We start from the raw sequence: 15,880 nt of genomic DNA, 5'->3' as shown, positions 1-15,880 counted from the left end.
TTGAGTGTCCGGGTCTCAGGTAGGTATCACCGCTATCCGGACTGTTCACCGTCGTGCCCCTGATCTGTAGTGTTCGGCCGTCAAGACCTTCCACATGGTGAACCAGGGGTGGACCCATGCGAATACTCAAGTCCCGAGCTGCTCGGGTGATCACGGCAGCCGTGGCTGTCGGACTGGTTGCCACGGGATGCTCCTCCGAGCGCGGCGAGGGCGGTGACAAGGCCGGCGCGAAGGACACCTTCGTCTTCGCCGGTGCCGGTGACCCGGGTTCCCTCGACCCGGCCCTTGCGAGTGACGGCGAGACGTTCCGCGTCACCCGTCAGGCGTTCGAGGCGCTTCTCGAGCACGAGCCCGGAGGCAGCAAGCTCGTCGGCGGCCTCGCCGAGAAGTGGTCCAGCGACCCGGCCGGCAAGGTCTGGACGTTCAACCTGCGCCAGGGCGTGAAGTTCCACGACGGCGAGGCGTTCAACGCCGACGCCGTCTGCGCGAACTACAACCACTGGTTCAACTGGAAGGGCACGTACCAGTCCAGCGCGGTCTCCTACTACTGGCAGACCATCATGGGCGGGTTCGCGAAGAACGAGGACCCCGAGGCCCCGAAGGCGAACTTCAAGTCCTGCACCGCCAAGGACGAGAACACCGCCGTCATCGAGGTCAACGAGCCCTCCGCCAACCTCCCGGGCGGCTTCTCCCTCCAGGCGCTCGCGATCCACTCGCCGAAGGCCCTCAAGGAGTACGAGAAGCAGGACGCGACCGCCAAGGGCGACGCGATCACGTACCCCAAGTACAGCCAGGAGGCCGGCACGGTCGCCGGCACCGGCCCGTACAAGATCACCAAGTGGAACAAGGGCAACAAGGAGGTCTCCCTGGAGGCCTTCGACGGCTACTGGGGTGAGAAGGCCAAGGTCAAGAACCTGGTCTTCCGCACGATCGACACCGAGGACGGCCGCCGCCAGGCCCTCCAGGCCGGCGACATCGACGGCTACGACCTCGTCGCCCCGGCCGATGTGAAGACGCTGGAGGGCGAGGGCTACCAGGTCCCGACCCGTGACGTCTTCAACATCTTCTACGTCGGTATGAGCCAGGAGGTGAACCCGGCGCTGAAGAAGCCCGAGGTCCGCCAGGCCATCACCCACGCCATCGACCGCGAGAACCTGGTCAAGACCCAGCTTCCCGAGGGCGGCAAGGCCGCGACCCAGTTCATGCCCGACACGGTCGCCGGCTTCTCCGACAAGGTGAAGACCTACCCCTTCGACACCAACAAGGCCAAGGAGCTCCTCAAGGCCGCCGGTGAGGAGAAGCTGACGGTCGAGTTCTGCTACCCGACCGAGGTCACCCGCCCGTACATGCCCGCTCCGCAGGACATGTTCGAGCTGATGAAGGCCGACCTGGAGAAGGCCGGCATCACCGTCAAGCCGAAGGCCATGAAGTGGGCCCCGGACTACCTGGACGCCACCGAGGCGGGCTCCTGCGCCCTGCACATGCTCGGCTGGACCGGTGACTTCAACGACGGCTTCAACTTCATCGGCACCTGGTTCGCCGGGTACGACAAGCAGTGGGGCTTCAAGGACCAGAAGGTCTTCGACGCCGTCAACGCCGCTTCCAAGGTGACCGACCCCGCGGGTCGCGTCGACGCCTACAAGGCCGCCAACGACGCGATCATGGCCTACGCCCCGGGCGTGCCGATCTCGTCCTCCCCGCCGGCCATCGCGTTCGGCAAGAACGTCAACCCGCCGAAGGTCTCCCCGCTGACGCAGGAGAACTTCGCCGAGGTCTCCTTCAAGTAATCGAAAACCCTGCGGGTCCGCCCGGCCACAGCACTTCCGTGGCCGGGCGGACCCGCTTCGACGCACGTGAGAAAGGGGCATGCGGGGTGCTGCGACTCGTCGTACGAAGACTGCTACAGCTCATTCCCACCCTGCTCGGCCTGTCGGTTCTGCTCTTCCTGTGGCTGAACCGACTGCCCGGCGGACCCGCCTCAGCGATCCTGGGCGAGCGGGCGACCGAAGCCGAAGTGGCGAGAATCAACCGGGCGCTGGGCCTCGACCAGCCCGTCTACGTCCAGTACTGGCGCTTCCTCAAGCGCATCGTCGAGCTCGACCTCGGCACGTCCACCCAGACCGGACAGCCGGTGTGGGACGAGTTCGCCCTGCGCTTCCCGGCGACGGTGGAGCTCAGCATCGCGGCGATCCTCATCGCCGTCGTCGTCGGCATCCCGCTCGGCTACCTGGCCGCCAAGCGGCGCGGCGGCTGGCTCGACGTGGCCTCGGTGTCCGGGTCCCTGCTCGGCATCTGCATCCCGGTGTTCTTCCTGGCGCTGCTGCTCAAGGGCGTCTTCGCCGTCCAGCTCCAGTGGTTCCCCAGCTACGGGCGCCTCTCGACGGGCCTCAACGCGACGGACGTCACCGGGTTCGCCGTCCTGGACGGCCTGCTCACCGGTGAGTTCGACGCGAGCTGGGACGCGATCATGCACCTGATCCTGCCCGCCGTCGCGCTCGCCTCCATCCCCCTCGCGGTGATCGTGCGCATGACCCGGGCCAGCGTGCTGGAGGTCCTCGGCGAGGACTACGTCCGCACGGCGGAGTCCAAGGGCCTGGAGAAGCGCGTGGTGCGCGGCCGGCACGTGCTGCGCAACGCGATGCTCCCCGTGATCACCGCCGTGGGCCTGCTGACCGGCAGCCTCCTGTCGGGCGCGGTGCTCACCGAGTCGGTGTTCTCCTTCGGCGGCATCGGCTCCTTCATCCGCACCTCGATCGACGCCCGCGACTACCCGGTGCTCGTCGGGTTCATCCTCTTCATCGCGATGGTGTACGTCCTCATCAACCTGCTGGTCGACCTCGCGTACAGCATCATCGACCCGAGAGTGCGGGTGCACTGACGTGACGACCATGACCAAGAAGGCCGACAAGATCGATCGGCTCGCCGAGCTGATGCAGACCTCCGAGGCCACCACCGGCGCCAGCCTGTGGCGCGAGGCCATGCGGCGGCTGCGCTCCAGCAAGATGGCGATCATCGGCGCCGCCGTCATCGCCGTCTTCGTGGTGCTCGCGATCATCGGCCCGTGGATCGCCCCGCACACCCCCACCGCGCAGACCTGGCGCGGCGAGGTCTTCCCCAACCAGGGCAAGTTCGTCGGCATGCGCGGCGAGAACTGGTTCGGCCTCGACCACCTGGGCCGCGACCTGTTCTCCCGGATGCTCGTCGGCGCGCGCCAGACCCTGCTCGTCGGTGTCGTCTCGATGCTGATCGGCCTCGTCGTCGGCGCGCTCGTCGGCATCCTGTCCGGCGCCGCGGCCACGCTCGGCGGACGGGCCGGCCAGCGGGTCGACACCGTGATCATGCGCATCACCGACATCATGCTGTCGCTGCCGGGCCTGCTGCTCGCGGTCTCGATCGCCGCCGTCATGGGCCAGTCCCTGACCACCGTGATGATCGCCGTCGGCGTCGTGCAGATCCCCGTCTTCGCCCGCATGCTGCGTGGTTCGATGCTCGCCCAGGGCGGCGCCGACTACGTGCTCGCGGCCAAGGCGCTCGGTGTGCGCAAGCGGCGGATCGTGCTCACGCAGATCCTGCCGAACTCGCTCAGCCCCGTGATCGTCCAGGCGACGCTCAGCCTCGCCACCGCGATCATCGAGGCGGCGGCGCTCTCCTACCTGGGCCTCGGCAACCCCGACCCCGCCGTGCCCGAGTGGGGCGTCATGCTCTCCCAGGCGCAGCGGTTCTTCGACAACGAGCCCATGATGGCGGCCTACCCGGCCATCGGCATCATCATCACCGCCCTCGGCTTCACCCTGCTCGGCGAGGCCATGCGCGAAGCCCTCGACCCCAAGCTGCGAGGCTGAAGTCCCATGGCACTGCTTTCTGTTGACGAACTCAGCGTCACCTTCACCGCCAAGGGCCGCAAGGACTCCACCGCGGTCGACGGGGTCTCCTTCGACGTGGACCAGGGCCAGGTCGTCGGTCTCGTCGGCGAGTCGGGCTGCGGCAAGTCCGTCACCTCGCTCGCGCTGATGGGCCTGCTGCCGGACAAGGGCGTGCGGATCGGCGGACGGGCCGTCTTCGACGGCCAGGACCTGCTCTCCATGAGCCCGCGCAAGCGGCGCGACCTGCGCGGCAGCCAGCTCGCGATGATCTTCCAGGACCCGCTGTCCTCGCTCAACCCGGTCATCCCGATCGGCGTGCAGGTCACCGAGATCCTCCAGCGCCACCGCGGGCTGAAGGGCGAGGCGGCCCGCAAGGAGGCAGCACACCTGCTGGACCGGGTCGGCATCCCCGACCCGACGCGCAGGCTCAAGGAATACCCGCACCAGCTCTCCGGCGGTATGCGCCAGCGCGCGCTGATCGCCATGGCCGTCGCCTGCGCCCCCCGGATGCTGATCGCGGACGAGCCGACCACCGCGCTCGACGTCACCATCCAGGCGCAGATCCTCGAACTGCTCAAGGAACTGGTCGACCAGGAGGGCACCGCGCTGCTGATGATCACCCACGACCTGGGTGTCGTCGCCGGCCTGTGCGACCAGGTCAACGTGCTCTACGCGGGTCGGGCGGTGGAGTCCGCGGCACGGCGCGAGCTGTTCGCCCACCCCACCCACCCGTACGCGCACGGGCTGCTCGGCTCCATCCCGCGTCTCGACGCCCCGCGCGGCGAGCCGCTCAGCCCGATCCGCGGCTCCATCAACGACCGCATCGCCTGGGCCGACGGCTGCGCCTTCGCCCCGCGCTGCGACCACTACACGATGGAGTGCCTGACGGGCACCCCCGAACTGACCGAACCACGCGCCGCGGGCCACCAGGTGCGCTGCGTCAACCCGGTCCTTCCCAAGAACCAGGCGGAGGTCTCGGCATGAGTCTGCTCGAACTCGACGACGTGAAGGTCCACTTCCCCGTCAAGAAGGGCATCTTCTTCGACCGCACGGTCGGCCATGTGTACGCGGTCGACGGTGTCTCGCTGAAGGTCGAGGCCGGTCAGACGTACGGTCTCGTCGGCGAGTCGGGCTGCGGCAAGACGACGCTCGGCCGGGCCGTGCTGCGGCTGGTGGACATCACCGACGGCGAGGTCGTCTTCGACGGCACCGACCTGGCGAAGCTGCCCGACGAGGAGATGCGCCGCTTCCGCCGCCGCCTCCAGATGGTCTTCCAGGACCCGCTGGGCAGCCTCAACCCCCGGCAGAACATCGAGTCGATCCTCGCCGAGGGCATGGCCGCGCACGGCATCGGCAAGGACCAGAACGAGCGGCGGGAGAAGATCAAGGAGATCCTCGCCAAGGTCGGCCTGCCGGCCAACGCGCTCTCCCGCTACCCGCACGAGTTCTCCGGCGGTCAGCGCCAGCGCATCGGCATCGCGCGGGCGCTCGTCCTGGAACCGGACGTGATCATCTGCGACGAGCCGGTGTCCGCGCTGGACGTCTCCGTCCAGGCGCAGGTCATCAACCTGCTGGAGGAGCTCCAGGAGTCCCTGGGCCTCACCTACCTGGTGATCGCGCACGACCTCGCCGTCGTCCGGCACATCTCCGACGTCATCGGCGTGATGTACCTCGGCGGGCTCGTCGAGGAGGCGCCCAGCGACGTGCTGTACGAGGGCCCCAAGCACCCGTACACCAAGGCGCTGATGTCGGCCGTCCCGGTGCCCGACCCCGAGATCGAGGACCGCCGGGAGCGCATCCTGCTCCAGGGCGACCTGCCGTCGCCGGCGAATCCGCCGGCCGGCTGCCGCTTCCACACACGCTGCCCGTGGGCACAGGACAGGTGCGCCGTCGAGCGCCCGGTGCTGACCGACCTCGGCGACGGGCACAAGGTGGCCTGCCACTTCGCCCGGGAGATCGACGAGGGCACGGTCCCGCAGACCCGCTCGACCGGGATCGACGCGGTCGTGGCGACGGAGGCGGTGGCGTCGAAGGAGGCCGCGGTCTCCGAGACGGTGACGGACCCGTCCTCCGCCGCGGTCGCCGTCCCCGCGCCCCGCCCGTCCACGGACGACGCGGCGCCGGCGGAGGGCGCGGACGCCTCCGGTGACGCGCCCGTCACCGCGGACGCCGCCGACGCCGCTGCCACGAGCGACGCCGATCCGTCCGAGGGCGCCGCGTCGGCCGCGCCCGCCGAAGCCGCTGCCACGAGCGACGCCGATCCGTCCGAGGGCGCCGCGTCGGCCGCGCCCGCCGAGGATGCTGCCGCCGTCGAGCCCGAGGGCTCCGCGGCGGACGCGGACGCGCCGAAGGCGGCCGACGAGCCCGAGGGCTCGGACGCCGTCGAGGCCGACAGCACCGCCGACGCCGCCGCGCCGAAGGACTCGGACGCCGAGGCGCCCGCAGCCGGCGGAGGCGACTTTGCCGGTGACGACGCCGACGAGGCCAAGGGCTCCGACTCCGCCGCCCCGGCGGCGGAGCCCGCCGGCAAGGGGTCCGCCGGCAAGGGGTCCGCGAAGGAGGCTCCCGAGGCCGGCTGACGGGCTCGGGAGTGGCCGGGAACACCGGGCACGGACACGCACGGTAGAACTGTCCGGTGTTCCAAGAACTCTTCACGCCCTCCGTCCAGCACGCGCTCGACCTCTCGGGGATCTTCGTCTTCGCGATCTCGGGCGCGCTGCTCGCTGTACGGAAGAACTTCGACGTCTTCGGCATCGCCGTCCTCGCCGAGGTCACGGCACTGGGCGGAGGGCTGATCCGTGACCTGATCATCGGGGCCGTACCGCCCGCTGCCTTCACCGATCTCGGGTACTTCGTGATGCCCCTGGTCGCCACCGTGCTCGTGTTCTTCCTCCACCCGCACGTGGAGCGCATCCAGGTCGGTGTGAACGTCTTCGACGCGGCCGGGCTCGGCCTCTTCTGCGTGACCGGGACGACCAAGGCGTACGAGTTCGGCCTGGGCCTCACCTCCTCCGCCGCGCTGGGCGTGGCGACGGCCGTCGGCGGCGGTGTGCTGCGCGACGTCCTCGCCAACGAGGTGCCCTCGCTGCTGCGCTGGGACCGGGACCTCTACGCGGTGCCCGCGATCGTCGGCGCCACCATCGTGGTGCTGTGCATCCAGTTCGACACCCTGAACGCGCTGACCAGCGGTGTCGCCGTGGTGACCGCCTTCGTCCTGCGGCTGCTGGCCATGCGCTACCACTGGCGCGCACCCCGCGCCTGGAACCGTCGCTCGGCGGCCACCGAGGAAAAAGCTACCGCTCAGTAATCGTTTGTTGTACCGTACCGGCATGGCAGAGGCAGTGCAGACGGCGGCGCCCGCGGCGCGTTCCGCGCAGGCGACCGTCGGCGACAGCGAGTTCGACCGCGACACCGCGGTCACCCGCCGCGAGCCCGGCGTCTACGACGCGGAGCTCTCGGCCGGCTGGACGATCATCCACGCCGTCAACGGCGGCTACCTCCTCGCGATGCTGGGCCGCGCGCTCGGCGACGCCCTCCCGCACCCCGACCCCTTCTCCGTGTCGGCGCACTACCTCACGGCGTCCCGTCCCGGCCCCGCCGTGATCCGCACCGAGGTCGTCCGCACCGGCCGCACCCTCTCCACCGGCCAGGCGTCCCTCCTCCAGTTCGAGGAGGACGGCACCGAGGTCGAGCGCATCCGCGTCCTCGCCACCTACGGCGACCTCGACGCGCTGCCCGGCGAGGTGCGCACCACGGCGAAGCCGCCCGCGATCGCCCCGATCGAGCACTGCTTCGGCCCCTCGGACGGCCCGGCCCCGATCCCCGGCAGCTCCGCCATCACGGAGCGGCTGGACATCAGGCTCGACCCGGCGACCGTCGGCTGGGCGATCGGCGCCCCCTCCGGCAAGGGCGAGATGCGCGGCTGGTTCGGCCTGGCCGACGGCCGTGACGCGGACCCGCTGTCGCTGCTGCTGACGGTGGACGCGCTGCCGCCGACCTCGTTCGAGCTGGGCCTCACGGGCTGGACCCCGACGGTCGAGCTGACCACCCACGTGCGCTGCCGCCCCGCGCCCGGTCCGCTGCGCGTCGCGATCACCACCCGCAACCTGGCGGGCGGCTTCCTGGAGGAGGACGCCGAGGTCTGGGACTCCGCGGACCGCCTCGTCGCCCAGTCCCGCCAGCTCGCCAAGGCGCCCCGCACCGCCTGACGCACGCCTTCGTGCCATGTGCCCCCGTCCGAGACCGGCCGGGGGCGCGGCCGCGTCCGGGTTCACGCCTCCTGGCTGCCGTGTGCGGGGCCGCCCGAGCCCGTGCCGCCGGTCACCGCCCGCGCGGCCGGTCACCGCCCGCGCGGCCGGTCACCGCATGCGCCGCCCGCGCCTCCGGTCGCCGCCCGCGCCTCCGGTCCCCGCAAGCGCCGCCCGTGCCGTCGGCCACCGCCCGCGCCTCCGGGCCCCCGCCGGTCAGTCCAGCCAGTGCCGGCGTCCGAGGCTCACCAGTCGCAGCCTGCGCCGCGCCAGCGCGCTGACCCGCTCCTCGCCCTCGGGGCCCGCCTCCAGGAACGCCGAGGCGATCATCACCATGTGGTCGACGTACATCCCGGCCAGCATCTCCAGATCGTCCCCGCTCCAGCCCGCCGACTCCGGCTCGGCCGCGAACACCGCCGCCACCTCGTCCGCGAACCGCCTGAGCTGCTCGCCGATCGCCGCGCGCACGGCCGCCACGCCGCCGTGCTGCTCCCGTGCCACGAAGCGCACATGCGCGGGTGAGGTGCGCACCAGCTCCGCCACGAGCGCCACCGTGCGGTCGATGCGGTCCTCGTCCGCGGGCTCCGTCAGCGCCTCCCCGATCGTCGCGTGCAGCGAGCCGAGCGCCTCCTCGACCAGGGCGACGCCGAGATCGGCCATGCCCGTGAAGTGCCGGTAGAAGGCGGTCGGCGCGACCCCCACGGCCCGGGTGACCTCGCGCAGCCCGACGCTGCTCAGGCTCTGGTCCTCCAGCAGCCGCAGCGCGGCGTCGAGCAGGGCCTGACGGGTCTTCTGCTTCTGGGCCTGACGGATGCCGACGGTGTGACTCATGACATTCAGTAAACAACCGTTATCTCGAATTGGGAAGAGTAGACTCAGCGGTCAGTGAACATACGTACTCCCAAATGCACTCGTCCACCGGAAGGACGACCGTGATGGTCATCGTCGCCGCGCTCCTCGTCATGGGCATCATGCTGGGCGCCGTGGTCCAACTCCCCGCTCCCGTATCTCTCGTGGCCGGCACGGCGATCGGCTGCTGGCTGATCGCCTTCGCCGTGCGCGAGCGCCGCGCCGCCCGGCGCGGCTGACCCTCGAACGGAAGGAGAAGCACCCCATGCGTATCGACACCCTCGTCCGGCCCACCGCGGGCCCGGACCGCCACCGGCGCTCCACCCCTGCGGACGGCGCTCCCGAGCGGCGCCCCCAGGAGCCCGCCGCCGCACCCGCCCCGGCCCCAGGTCCGTCCGGCACCCGGGACACCGACGGCATGGCCGTCGCGGCCTTCGTGCTCGGCCTCACCGGTCTGCTCGTGATGAACATCGTGCTCGGGCCGATCGCGATCGTGCTCGCCTCGATCGCCCTGCTGCGCGGCACCGCCCGCCGCGGCCGGGCCCTCCTCGGACTCGGGCTCGGCGTCGCCGACCTCGTGGTCCTCGCCGTCCTGGTCACGGCGAACGGCTCCGTCGTCTGGGGCTTCGGCGGCTGACCGGCCGCCGCGCGGCGCGCCCGCCGCACCCGGGGGAGAGCCGCCCCCCGGCCCCGGCGCCCGGGCGTCGAGCCGCCCGCCGCAGCACGCCTTTCAGCGCCGGCCGGCCCTCCGCACACGCCTTCCGCGACGGCCCGCCCGGACCCCTACGGACCCCCGGCGCGACCCGTCTTCGCACCCCGGCGCGCAGCCGGAACACGCGTGCGCCCCTGCGCCGCGTCCGCGCCCTCGGCGCGCCTCGTAGAATCGGGGCCACCATGGCTTACCTCGACCACGCCGCGACCACTCCGATGCTTCCGGAGGCGATCGAGGCGATGACCGCCCAGCTCGCCGTCACCGGCAACGCGTCCGCACTGCACGCCGCCGGCCGCCGGGCCCGCCGTACCGTCGAGGAGTCCCGCGAAACCCTCGCCGAAGCCCTCGGTGCCCGGCCCAGCGAAGTCGTCCTCACCTCGGGAGGCACCGAGGCCGACAACCTGGCCGTGAAGGGCCTCTACTGGGCCCGCCGCGACGCCGACCCCGCGAGGACACGCGTCCTCGCCAGCCCCGTCGAGCACCACGCCGTGCTCGACGCCGTGGACTGGCTCGCCGAGCACGAGGGCGCCACGGTGGAGTACCTGCCGGTCGACGCCTTCGGACGGGTCCACCCGGACGCCCTGCGCGAGGCCATCGGGCGCAACCCGGACGACGTCGCCCTGGCCACCGTCATGTGGGCCAACAACGAGATCGGCACGGTCTTCCCGGTCGCCGGGCTCGCCGCCGTCGCGAAGGAGTTCGACGTCCCCCTGCACGCCGACGCCGTCCAGGCGTTCGGCCAGCTCGACGTCGACTTCGCCGCCTCCGGGCTCGCCGCGATGACCGTCTCCGGTCACAAGGTCGGCGGCCCGTACGGCATCGGCGCGCTGCTGCTCGGCCGCGAGTACAGCCCCGTCCCCGTGCTCCACGGCGGCGGCCAGGAGCGCCATGTGCGCTCCGGCACGCTCGACGTCCCGGCCGTGGCCGCCTTCGCCGTCGCCGGCCGGCTCGCCGCCGAGCGCCGCGAGGAGTTCGCCCGCGAGGTCGGCGCGCTGCGCGACAGCCTGGTGGCCGCCGTCCGCGAGGCCGTCCCGGACGCCATCCTCGGCGGCGACCCCGTCGACCGCCTGCCCGCCAACGCGCACTTCGCCTTCCCCGGCTGCGAGGGCGACTCGCTGCTCCTGCTCCTCGACGCCCAGGGCATCGAGTGCTCCACCGGCTCCGCCTGCACCGCGGGCGTCGCCCAGCCCAGCCACGTCCTCCTCGCCACCGGCACCGCCCCCGACCTGGCCCGCGGCACCCTGCGCTTCAGCCTCGGCCACACCTCCACCAAGGCGGACGTCGACGCCGTCGCCCACGCCATCGGCCCGGCGGTCGAGCGGGCCCGCTCGGCGGGGCTGACGTAGCGGGACGGGTTACGCGGCGGCCGCCGCCACGAACGCGGCCCACTCGCCCCGGCCGACCCGCAGCAGCGGGCCGCCGCCGGCGGTCTTCGAGTCGCGCACGTACACGGCGTCCACGGCGGCGGCGACCTCGACGCAGTCCCCGCCGTCCGACCCGCTGTGGCTGCTCTTGAACCACCGCAGCCCGTCCAGGTTGCCGGCCGCCTGCTTCGCGCTCATGTCTCTCCCACCATCCGTTCGACGAGCCGCGCAGACTCCTCGACGTTCAGGGCCTGCGATCGCAGCTTGCCATAGCGCAGACCGAAGGCGCTGACCTCGGCCGCACCTTGCACGACGCAGCCGACTCCCTGGGACTCGAAGTACCCGAGGTGGCGGTGGTCGTTCGTCTCCACGACCACGAAGCCGCCGTTCTTGCCCGGATGGAACCCCCGGCCCGCCGGCATGACCTGGATCGCCACGTTCCGCACGGCACCGACCTCCAGGATGCGGCGCCACTGGCCGCGCATCACGTCGGCATCGCCCACGGGATCGCGCAACGCCTCCTCGCTCACGATGAACGACAGCTCCGCCAGTGGCACCCGCGTCAGCAGCTTCTGGCGGCTCAGCCGGGCCTCCGTGTGCTGGTCCACCGTCTCCTCGCTCAGTGGCGGGCAGTGCCCCGCGAACACGGCGCGCGCGTACGCCTCCGTCTGCAACAGCCCCGGCACCAGCAGCGGATCGTAGGAGAAGCGGCTCACCACCTCCGCCTCGATCAGCGCGAAGTTCCGGAAGAACTGCGGCAGTTTGGCCCGGTCCACGTCGTCCTGGAGCACCTCCAGCACGCCCCGTGCCTCCAGCACCCGGTCCGCCGCCGTGGTGAACAACGTCTTCGCCGGACGGCGTCCCTGTTCCACCGAGGCGACCTGCTCCTGTGAGTAGCCGATCGCCTCGGCGAGCATCTGCTGGCTCAAGCCCGCCCGCTTGCGCAGGTGTTGGAGCAGCTTGCCGTAGGCGGACCACACCCCCGGCAGATCGCCGCCCTCCGCCTTCTCCTTCGCCGTACGGCTGTTCCGCGTCTCGCGCACCGCCCTCACGTCCTTCCCGTCTCCCGTCCCCGCGTACGCCGCCACCCCGGCACACGGCGTGGGTCACGCAGGGTGCCGGGGCAGTGCTCAACGCGGCACGGAACGCCCGGGACACGTCATCGCACCCGTACAACGGCCGTACACGTACGGAGGACGGCCTGGCTCAGCCCTCCAGGCGGACCGGCATCAGCAGCGAGTACGTGCCCGCGTCGTCCGGACGCCGGATCACCACGGGGGCCGTGGGCGCGCCGAGTTCCAGGACGAGCCGGTCCCGGGCGCCGGCGGCGAGCGCGTCCAGCAGATAGGCGCGGTTCACGCCGACGCGGTGCTCGTCCTCGTCACCCTCGCCGCGGACCGTCACCGTCCCGCCGTCCACCGCGACGACGCTCACCTCGTAGGAGACGCCGCTCCGCTCGGAGTCCTCGTGGTCGCGCACCGGGCCGGACCGCAGGGCCTCGCCGAAGGCGGCGACGTCCACGACGGCGGTGCGGCCGGCCGGGAGCTGGACGAGACGCCGGTAGTCGGGGAACTCGTGCTCCAGGCGCTGCCCGCCCGCCTGGCCGCCGTCGGTCTCCAGCGACACCCTGTCCCCGTCGACGGTCAGCTGCGCGGTCCCCTCGCCGCGGAGCAGTGCCCGCATCGCGTCGACCAGCGGGGCGTCGACGAGGGCCTGCACCCGGTCGCCGCCGTGGCCCTCGGTGCCCGTCTCGGCGACGGCCAGCCGGTAGCGGTCGGTCGCCACGACCCGCAGCGCGTCGCCCTCCACGTCGAACAACACCCCGCCGAGCACCGGCAGCGCGGGGTCGGTGCCCACCGCGAAGCGGACCGCGTCCAGGGCCGCGGCGAGACGGTCGGCGGGGACGCCGACGCGTACGGGGGCGGCGGTGCCGAGTGAGGTCATGAGGTTCTCCCTGTCGTCCAGTAGCGCTCGGATCGCGGAGAACTCGGTGCGGGCGTCGGCAAGGCCCTCTTCGAGCCGGCGCAGATGGGCTTCCAGCAGCCCCCGGACCAGCTCCGTGTCCGCGCCGGACCAGCCCGCCAGCACCAGCCTGATGTCGGCCAGCGGCATCTGGGCCCGTCGCAGCCGGGTCAGCACCCTGGCCTCGTCGAGCTGCCCCGGCTCGTACCACCGGTAGCCGCTCAGCGGATCCACCCACGCGGGCACGAGGACCCCGGACCGGTCGTAGAACCGCAGCGCACTCGCGCTCAGCCCGCTGTCCCCGGCCATCTCGCCGATACTGCGCATCTCGCTCTCCACACCCATGACCCTGGGCCCTGCACCAGGTAGAGGGTCAACCTACGGGGCGAGGGAGCGGGGCATCGCGCCTCCCAGCCCCACCCGCACCCGCCGCGGATGCGTCAGCGCCGCGTGGACGATCCGTTCGAGCAGGCGGCCGTCGACGTCGACCGGAAGCAGGGAACGGCGGCGCTCACCCGTCGGTGACGTCCGGAGGTGGGCCACCACCAGGCGCCCGCCGCGGACGGCGGCCGCGAGGCCCGCCGCGTGCCGGACGGGGTCGACGGCCACGCGCAGGACGCGCGGGGCGGGGCCCGAGGCAGCGGGCTCCGTGGCGCGTTCCGTGACCGTGATGCCGACGTAGCCGTTGCCGGAGCTGTGGACGAACAGCGTCAGCGCCTTCTCCAGGGCCGTGCCCGGCATGCGGTCTCCCCGGACGATCGCCGCCGAGCCCGGCAGACCGTCCAGGTCGAGGTACAGGAACGGCAGGGGTGCCTGCCCTGAGTCCGCGTCCGGCATGGTCTCCAGGGTCACGGCGACCAGCGGTGCGGCGTCGTGGAACGGCGGGTCGGGCACGGGGGAGCGGGGGCCGTCCGCCGCGGTGACCGTCACCTCGAAGGGATCGCGGGGCGGGCCGCCCCTGCCGCCGTCCATCCGCCGTCAGGCGACGGGATCGACGGCGGGTGCCGACGCCGCCCTGATCCGTCCGTCGGGGTCGACGACGTCGCTGCTCCGCAGCCGGTGCTCGATGTGTTCCAGCACGGCGCGCTCGACGTCGCAGACGGCGATGCCGTCGACGACCGTGTGCACGTTGTCGCGGTTGCTCGCGATGGGTGCGCCGGAGCACGCGCCGAAGTACTTGCAGTTCAGGCAGTTCGCGGCCATCCGGGACTCTGCGGCGACGGCCGATGCCTCGAAGCGTGACCCCGAGAGCAGCTCTCCGATCGGGGTGGTGAAGATGTTGCCGAGACAGGCGTCGGGGTCCTCGTAGGGGTCTCCGTAGGCGTAGACGTCCCCGGGGGTGTCGACGACCATGACCGACATCCACTCGCGCTGGTTGAAGTACACGCGCGGGGCGTCGGGGTTGAGGTGGCGCAGCACGATCTGGAAGTGGCTGTCCAGCGGGGAGACCTGCACCGGGGTGTCGCTCTCCAGCCAGAGGTCGGCCATCTCGCTGAGCGCGGAGACGATCTCCGGCACGGTGATGTCGTACGCCAGGTGCTGGTCGTCGTAGGCGCCGTCGAAGAGGGGGAGCACCCGGAAGCCGATGCCCGCCTTCTCGTAGAAGGCGAAGGTGTCCTTCACCCTGCGCAGGTTCCGCCGGGTGAGCACGGTGATGCAGCCGAACTGCACCCCTTCGGACCGCAGCCGCTCCATGTTGGCGACGACCTTGCTCTGCTGGTCCCGGCCGGCGATGTTGACGCGGAGTCCGCTGAAGAGGTCGACGGAGACGCCGACATGGTCGAATCCGTCCTTCAGGAGTCTGATCCGTTCGTCGTCGAGGACGGTGAGATTCGTCTGGACGAAATTGCTCACCGTCAGCGCGTCACCGAAGATTTCACGCTGGTCGTCCAGGCTCTGCCAATAGTATTCCGGTTCGATCATGAGCGGTTCGCCGCCGTGCCAGACGATGTGGACGTGCGTGCGCGCACCGTCCTCCCGGTCCCTTTCCACGTAGTAGTCGCGCATGTGCACGTACATGGAACGCAGTTGTTCCCGGCTCATCCGTTCGCGCTGTCCGAGGTCGGCGAACTCGTAGCAGTACGAGCATCGCAGATTGCAGAACTTGGATATCTTGACGACGAATTGGACCTGTCTCTTCGTTTCCCTCGCCACTCGCCGGCCTCCTCGCACGTAGGGATGTCAGGAACGCGGATCACCGGATGCGGCCGGCGGACGCGGTCCGCACCCGGTTCGGTGCCTGGTGAACGCCGCCGGTACGGGCACCGGCGGGTGAGATCAGGACAGGTCGTCGAGGATCCGGCTCAGCGGCGCGTCGGCGGCCGTCCTCCCGGACTCGGCAGGGGTGAAGCCCTGGAGGTACGGCTGGACCCGCTGCAGGTAGGGGTTGATCACCTCGTTGTAGACCCTGTTGTAGATCTCGTTGAACTGCGAGTACAGGCCGTCGGCGGAGAGCGCCTCCTGGTCCGCCTCCGCCGACTGGGCGGCGAGCGTCGCCCGTGCCGAGTCGGAGACGGCGACCGTCTGCGCGGGCTGAGCGGGCGCGGCGGCGGCGTGGGCCGCACCGGCCGCGAGGGCCGGTGCGGTCAGACCGGCGGCCAGGGTCGCCAGATAGGCGAGATAGCGCTGGGGATCGACGGGTCTCATTGCTCCTCCATTTCCGGGAACGCGCCCTCCGGACATGAGGAATCGGGCCGGCGCACGCGTCACGAGGAACGGGTGCGAGCACGACTCACTATCGCGGCGGTGCACGTACCTCATGAGCGGACAACCGAAGCGCGGACGCGAGGAGGCGGCCACCGCGGGGGAATCCCCGAGGCGAAATCCGACCGGCTCCGGCGCCTGGCGCTGCCGGTATTGAAGGCGTCACGGACCCGGCCGGTC

General features: G+C 71.5%; 17 protein-coding genes. 10 read left to right on the top strand and 7 right to left on the bottom strand.

Annotation, left to right across the window (positions count from 1 at the left end; all coding sequences use genetic code 11):
* Positions 1–116 precede the first annotated feature (116 nt).
* The 7 genes from JE024_RS10895 to JE024_RS10865 all read left to right on the top strand — a co-directional run bounded on the left by JE024_RS10895 (position 117) and on the right by JE024_RS10865 (position 8,071).
* On the top strand, positions 117–1,787 hold the full coding sequence (locus tag JE024_RS10895; RefSeq protein WP_205373391.1) for an ABC transporter substrate-binding protein: 1,671 nt from the start codon (positions 117–119) through the stop codon (positions 1,785–1,787).
* Between the two features lie 86 nt (positions 1,788–1,873).
* Positions 1,874–2,878 (top strand): ABC transporter permease, encoded by a 1,005-nt coding sequence (locus JE024_RS10890; protein WP_205373390.1) that lies wholly within the window; start codon positions 1,874–1,876, stop codon positions 2,876–2,878.
* Positions 2,879–2,888: 10 nt separating this feature from the next.
* Positions 2,889–3,842, top strand: coding sequence for an ABC transporter permease (locus JE024_RS10885; RefSeq protein ID WP_205376488.1), 954 nt, complete (start codon positions 2,889–2,891; stop codon positions 3,840–3,842).
* A 6-nt stretch (positions 3,843–3,848) separates the two neighbouring features.
* Positions 3,849–4,847 (top strand): ABC transporter ATP-binding protein, encoded by a 999-nt coding sequence (locus tag JE024_RS10880; protein WP_205373389.1) that lies wholly within the window; start codon positions 3,849–3,851, stop codon positions 4,845–4,847.
* The gene (locus JE024_RS41035) at positions 4,844–6,442 is read left to right on the top strand and encodes an oligopeptide/dipeptide ABC transporter ATP-binding protein (protein ID WP_244882755.1); all 1,599 of its coding nucleotides are present in this window, start codon (positions 4,844–4,846) and stop codon (positions 6,440–6,442) included. The genes JE024_RS10880 and JE024_RS41035 overlap by 4 nt, the downstream gene beginning before the upstream one ends.
* A 56-nt stretch (positions 6,443–6,498) precedes the next feature.
* Positions 6,499–7,170 (top strand): trimeric intracellular cation channel family protein, encoded by a 672-nt coding sequence (locus JE024_RS10870; protein ID WP_205373388.1) that lies wholly within the window; start codon positions 6,499–6,501, stop codon positions 7,168–7,170.
* Positions 7,171–7,192: 22 nt separating this feature from the next.
* Entirely contained in the window at positions 7,193–8,071 is an 879-nt protein-coding gene (locus tag JE024_RS10865) for a thioesterase family protein (RefSeq protein WP_205373387.1), read from the top strand.
* Between the two features lie 255 nt (positions 8,072–8,326).
* Here JE024_RS10865 and JE024_RS10860 read toward each other — a convergent pair whose 3' ends face one another.
* Entirely contained in the window at positions 8,327–8,941 is a 615-nt protein-coding gene (locus tag JE024_RS10860) for a TetR family transcriptional regulator (RefSeq protein ID WP_205373386.1), read from the bottom strand.
* Between the two features lie 74 nt (positions 8,942–9,015).
* Between JE024_RS10860 and JE024_RS10855 the strand changes: the two genes are divergently transcribed.
* The 3 genes from JE024_RS10855 (at position 9,016) to JE024_RS10845 (ending at position 11,017) form a co-directional block, all read left to right on the top strand.
* Positions 9,016–9,198, top strand: coding sequence for a hypothetical protein (locus tag JE024_RS10855; RefSeq protein WP_205376771.1), 183 nt, complete (start codon positions 9,016–9,018; stop codon positions 9,196–9,198).
* A 26-nt stretch (positions 9,199–9,224) separates the two neighbouring features.
* A complete protein-coding gene (locus JE024_RS41030; RefSeq protein WP_244882753.1) occupies positions 9,225–9,596 on the top strand; it encodes a hypothetical protein in 372 nt (123 codons plus the stop codon).
* Positions 9,597–9,853: 257 nt separating this feature from the next.
* Positions 9,854–11,017, top strand: coding sequence for a cysteine desulfurase family protein (locus tag JE024_RS10845; RefSeq protein WP_205373385.1), 1,164 nt, complete (start codon positions 9,854–9,856; stop codon positions 11,015–11,017).
* A 9-nt stretch (positions 11,018–11,026) separates the two neighbouring features.
* Here the strand turns inward: JE024_RS10845 and JE024_RS10840 are convergent, their stop codons facing one another.
* The 6 genes from JE024_RS10840 to JE024_RS10815 form a co-directional block, all read right to left on the bottom strand.
* Entirely contained in the window at positions 11,027–11,233 is a 207-nt protein-coding gene (locus tag JE024_RS10840) for a DUF397 domain-containing protein (RefSeq protein ID WP_205373384.1), read from the bottom strand.
* Positions 11,230–12,078, bottom strand: coding sequence for a helix-turn-helix domain-containing protein (locus tag JE024_RS10835; protein WP_205373383.1), 849 nt, complete (start codon positions 12,076–12,078; stop codon positions 11,230–11,232). The genes JE024_RS10840 and JE024_RS10835 overlap by 4 nt, the downstream gene beginning before the upstream one ends.
* Positions 12,079–12,241: 163 nt before the next feature.
* Positions 12,242–13,324 carry a DNA polymerase III subunit beta family protein gene (locus tag JE024_RS10830; protein WP_205373382.1) on the bottom strand — a complete coding sequence of 361 codons (1,083 nt, stop codon included), beginning with the start codon at positions 13,322–13,324 and terminating at the stop codon, positions 12,242–12,244.
* A gap of 51 nt (positions 13,325–13,375) precedes the next feature.
* A complete protein-coding gene (locus JE024_RS10825) occupies positions 13,376–13,969 on the bottom strand; it encodes a hypothetical protein (RefSeq protein WP_205373381.1) in 594 nt (197 codons plus the stop codon).
* 6 nt (positions 13,970–13,975) lie between these two features.
* The gene (locus tag JE024_RS10820) at positions 13,976–15,151 is read right to left on the bottom strand and encodes a radical SAM protein (RefSeq protein WP_205373380.1); all 1,176 of its coding nucleotides are present in this window, start codon (positions 15,149–15,151) and stop codon (positions 13,976–13,978) included.
* 123 nt (positions 15,152–15,274) lie between these two features.
* Positions 15,275–15,643 (bottom strand): hypothetical protein, encoded by a 369-nt coding sequence (locus tag JE024_RS10815; RefSeq protein ID WP_205373379.1) that lies wholly within the window; start codon positions 15,641–15,643, stop codon positions 15,275–15,277.
* Positions 15,644–15,880: the final 237 nt, after the last annotated feature.

This window comes from Streptomyces zhihengii, assembly GCF_016919245.1.
In the GTDB taxonomy this organism is placed as follows: Bacteria; Actinomycetota; Actinomycetes; order Streptomycetales; family Streptomycetaceae; genus Streptomyces; species Streptomyces zhihengii.
The sequence above is the reverse complement of the archived record's forward strand: the minus strand, read 5'-3'. Positions and strand labels throughout refer to the sequence as shown.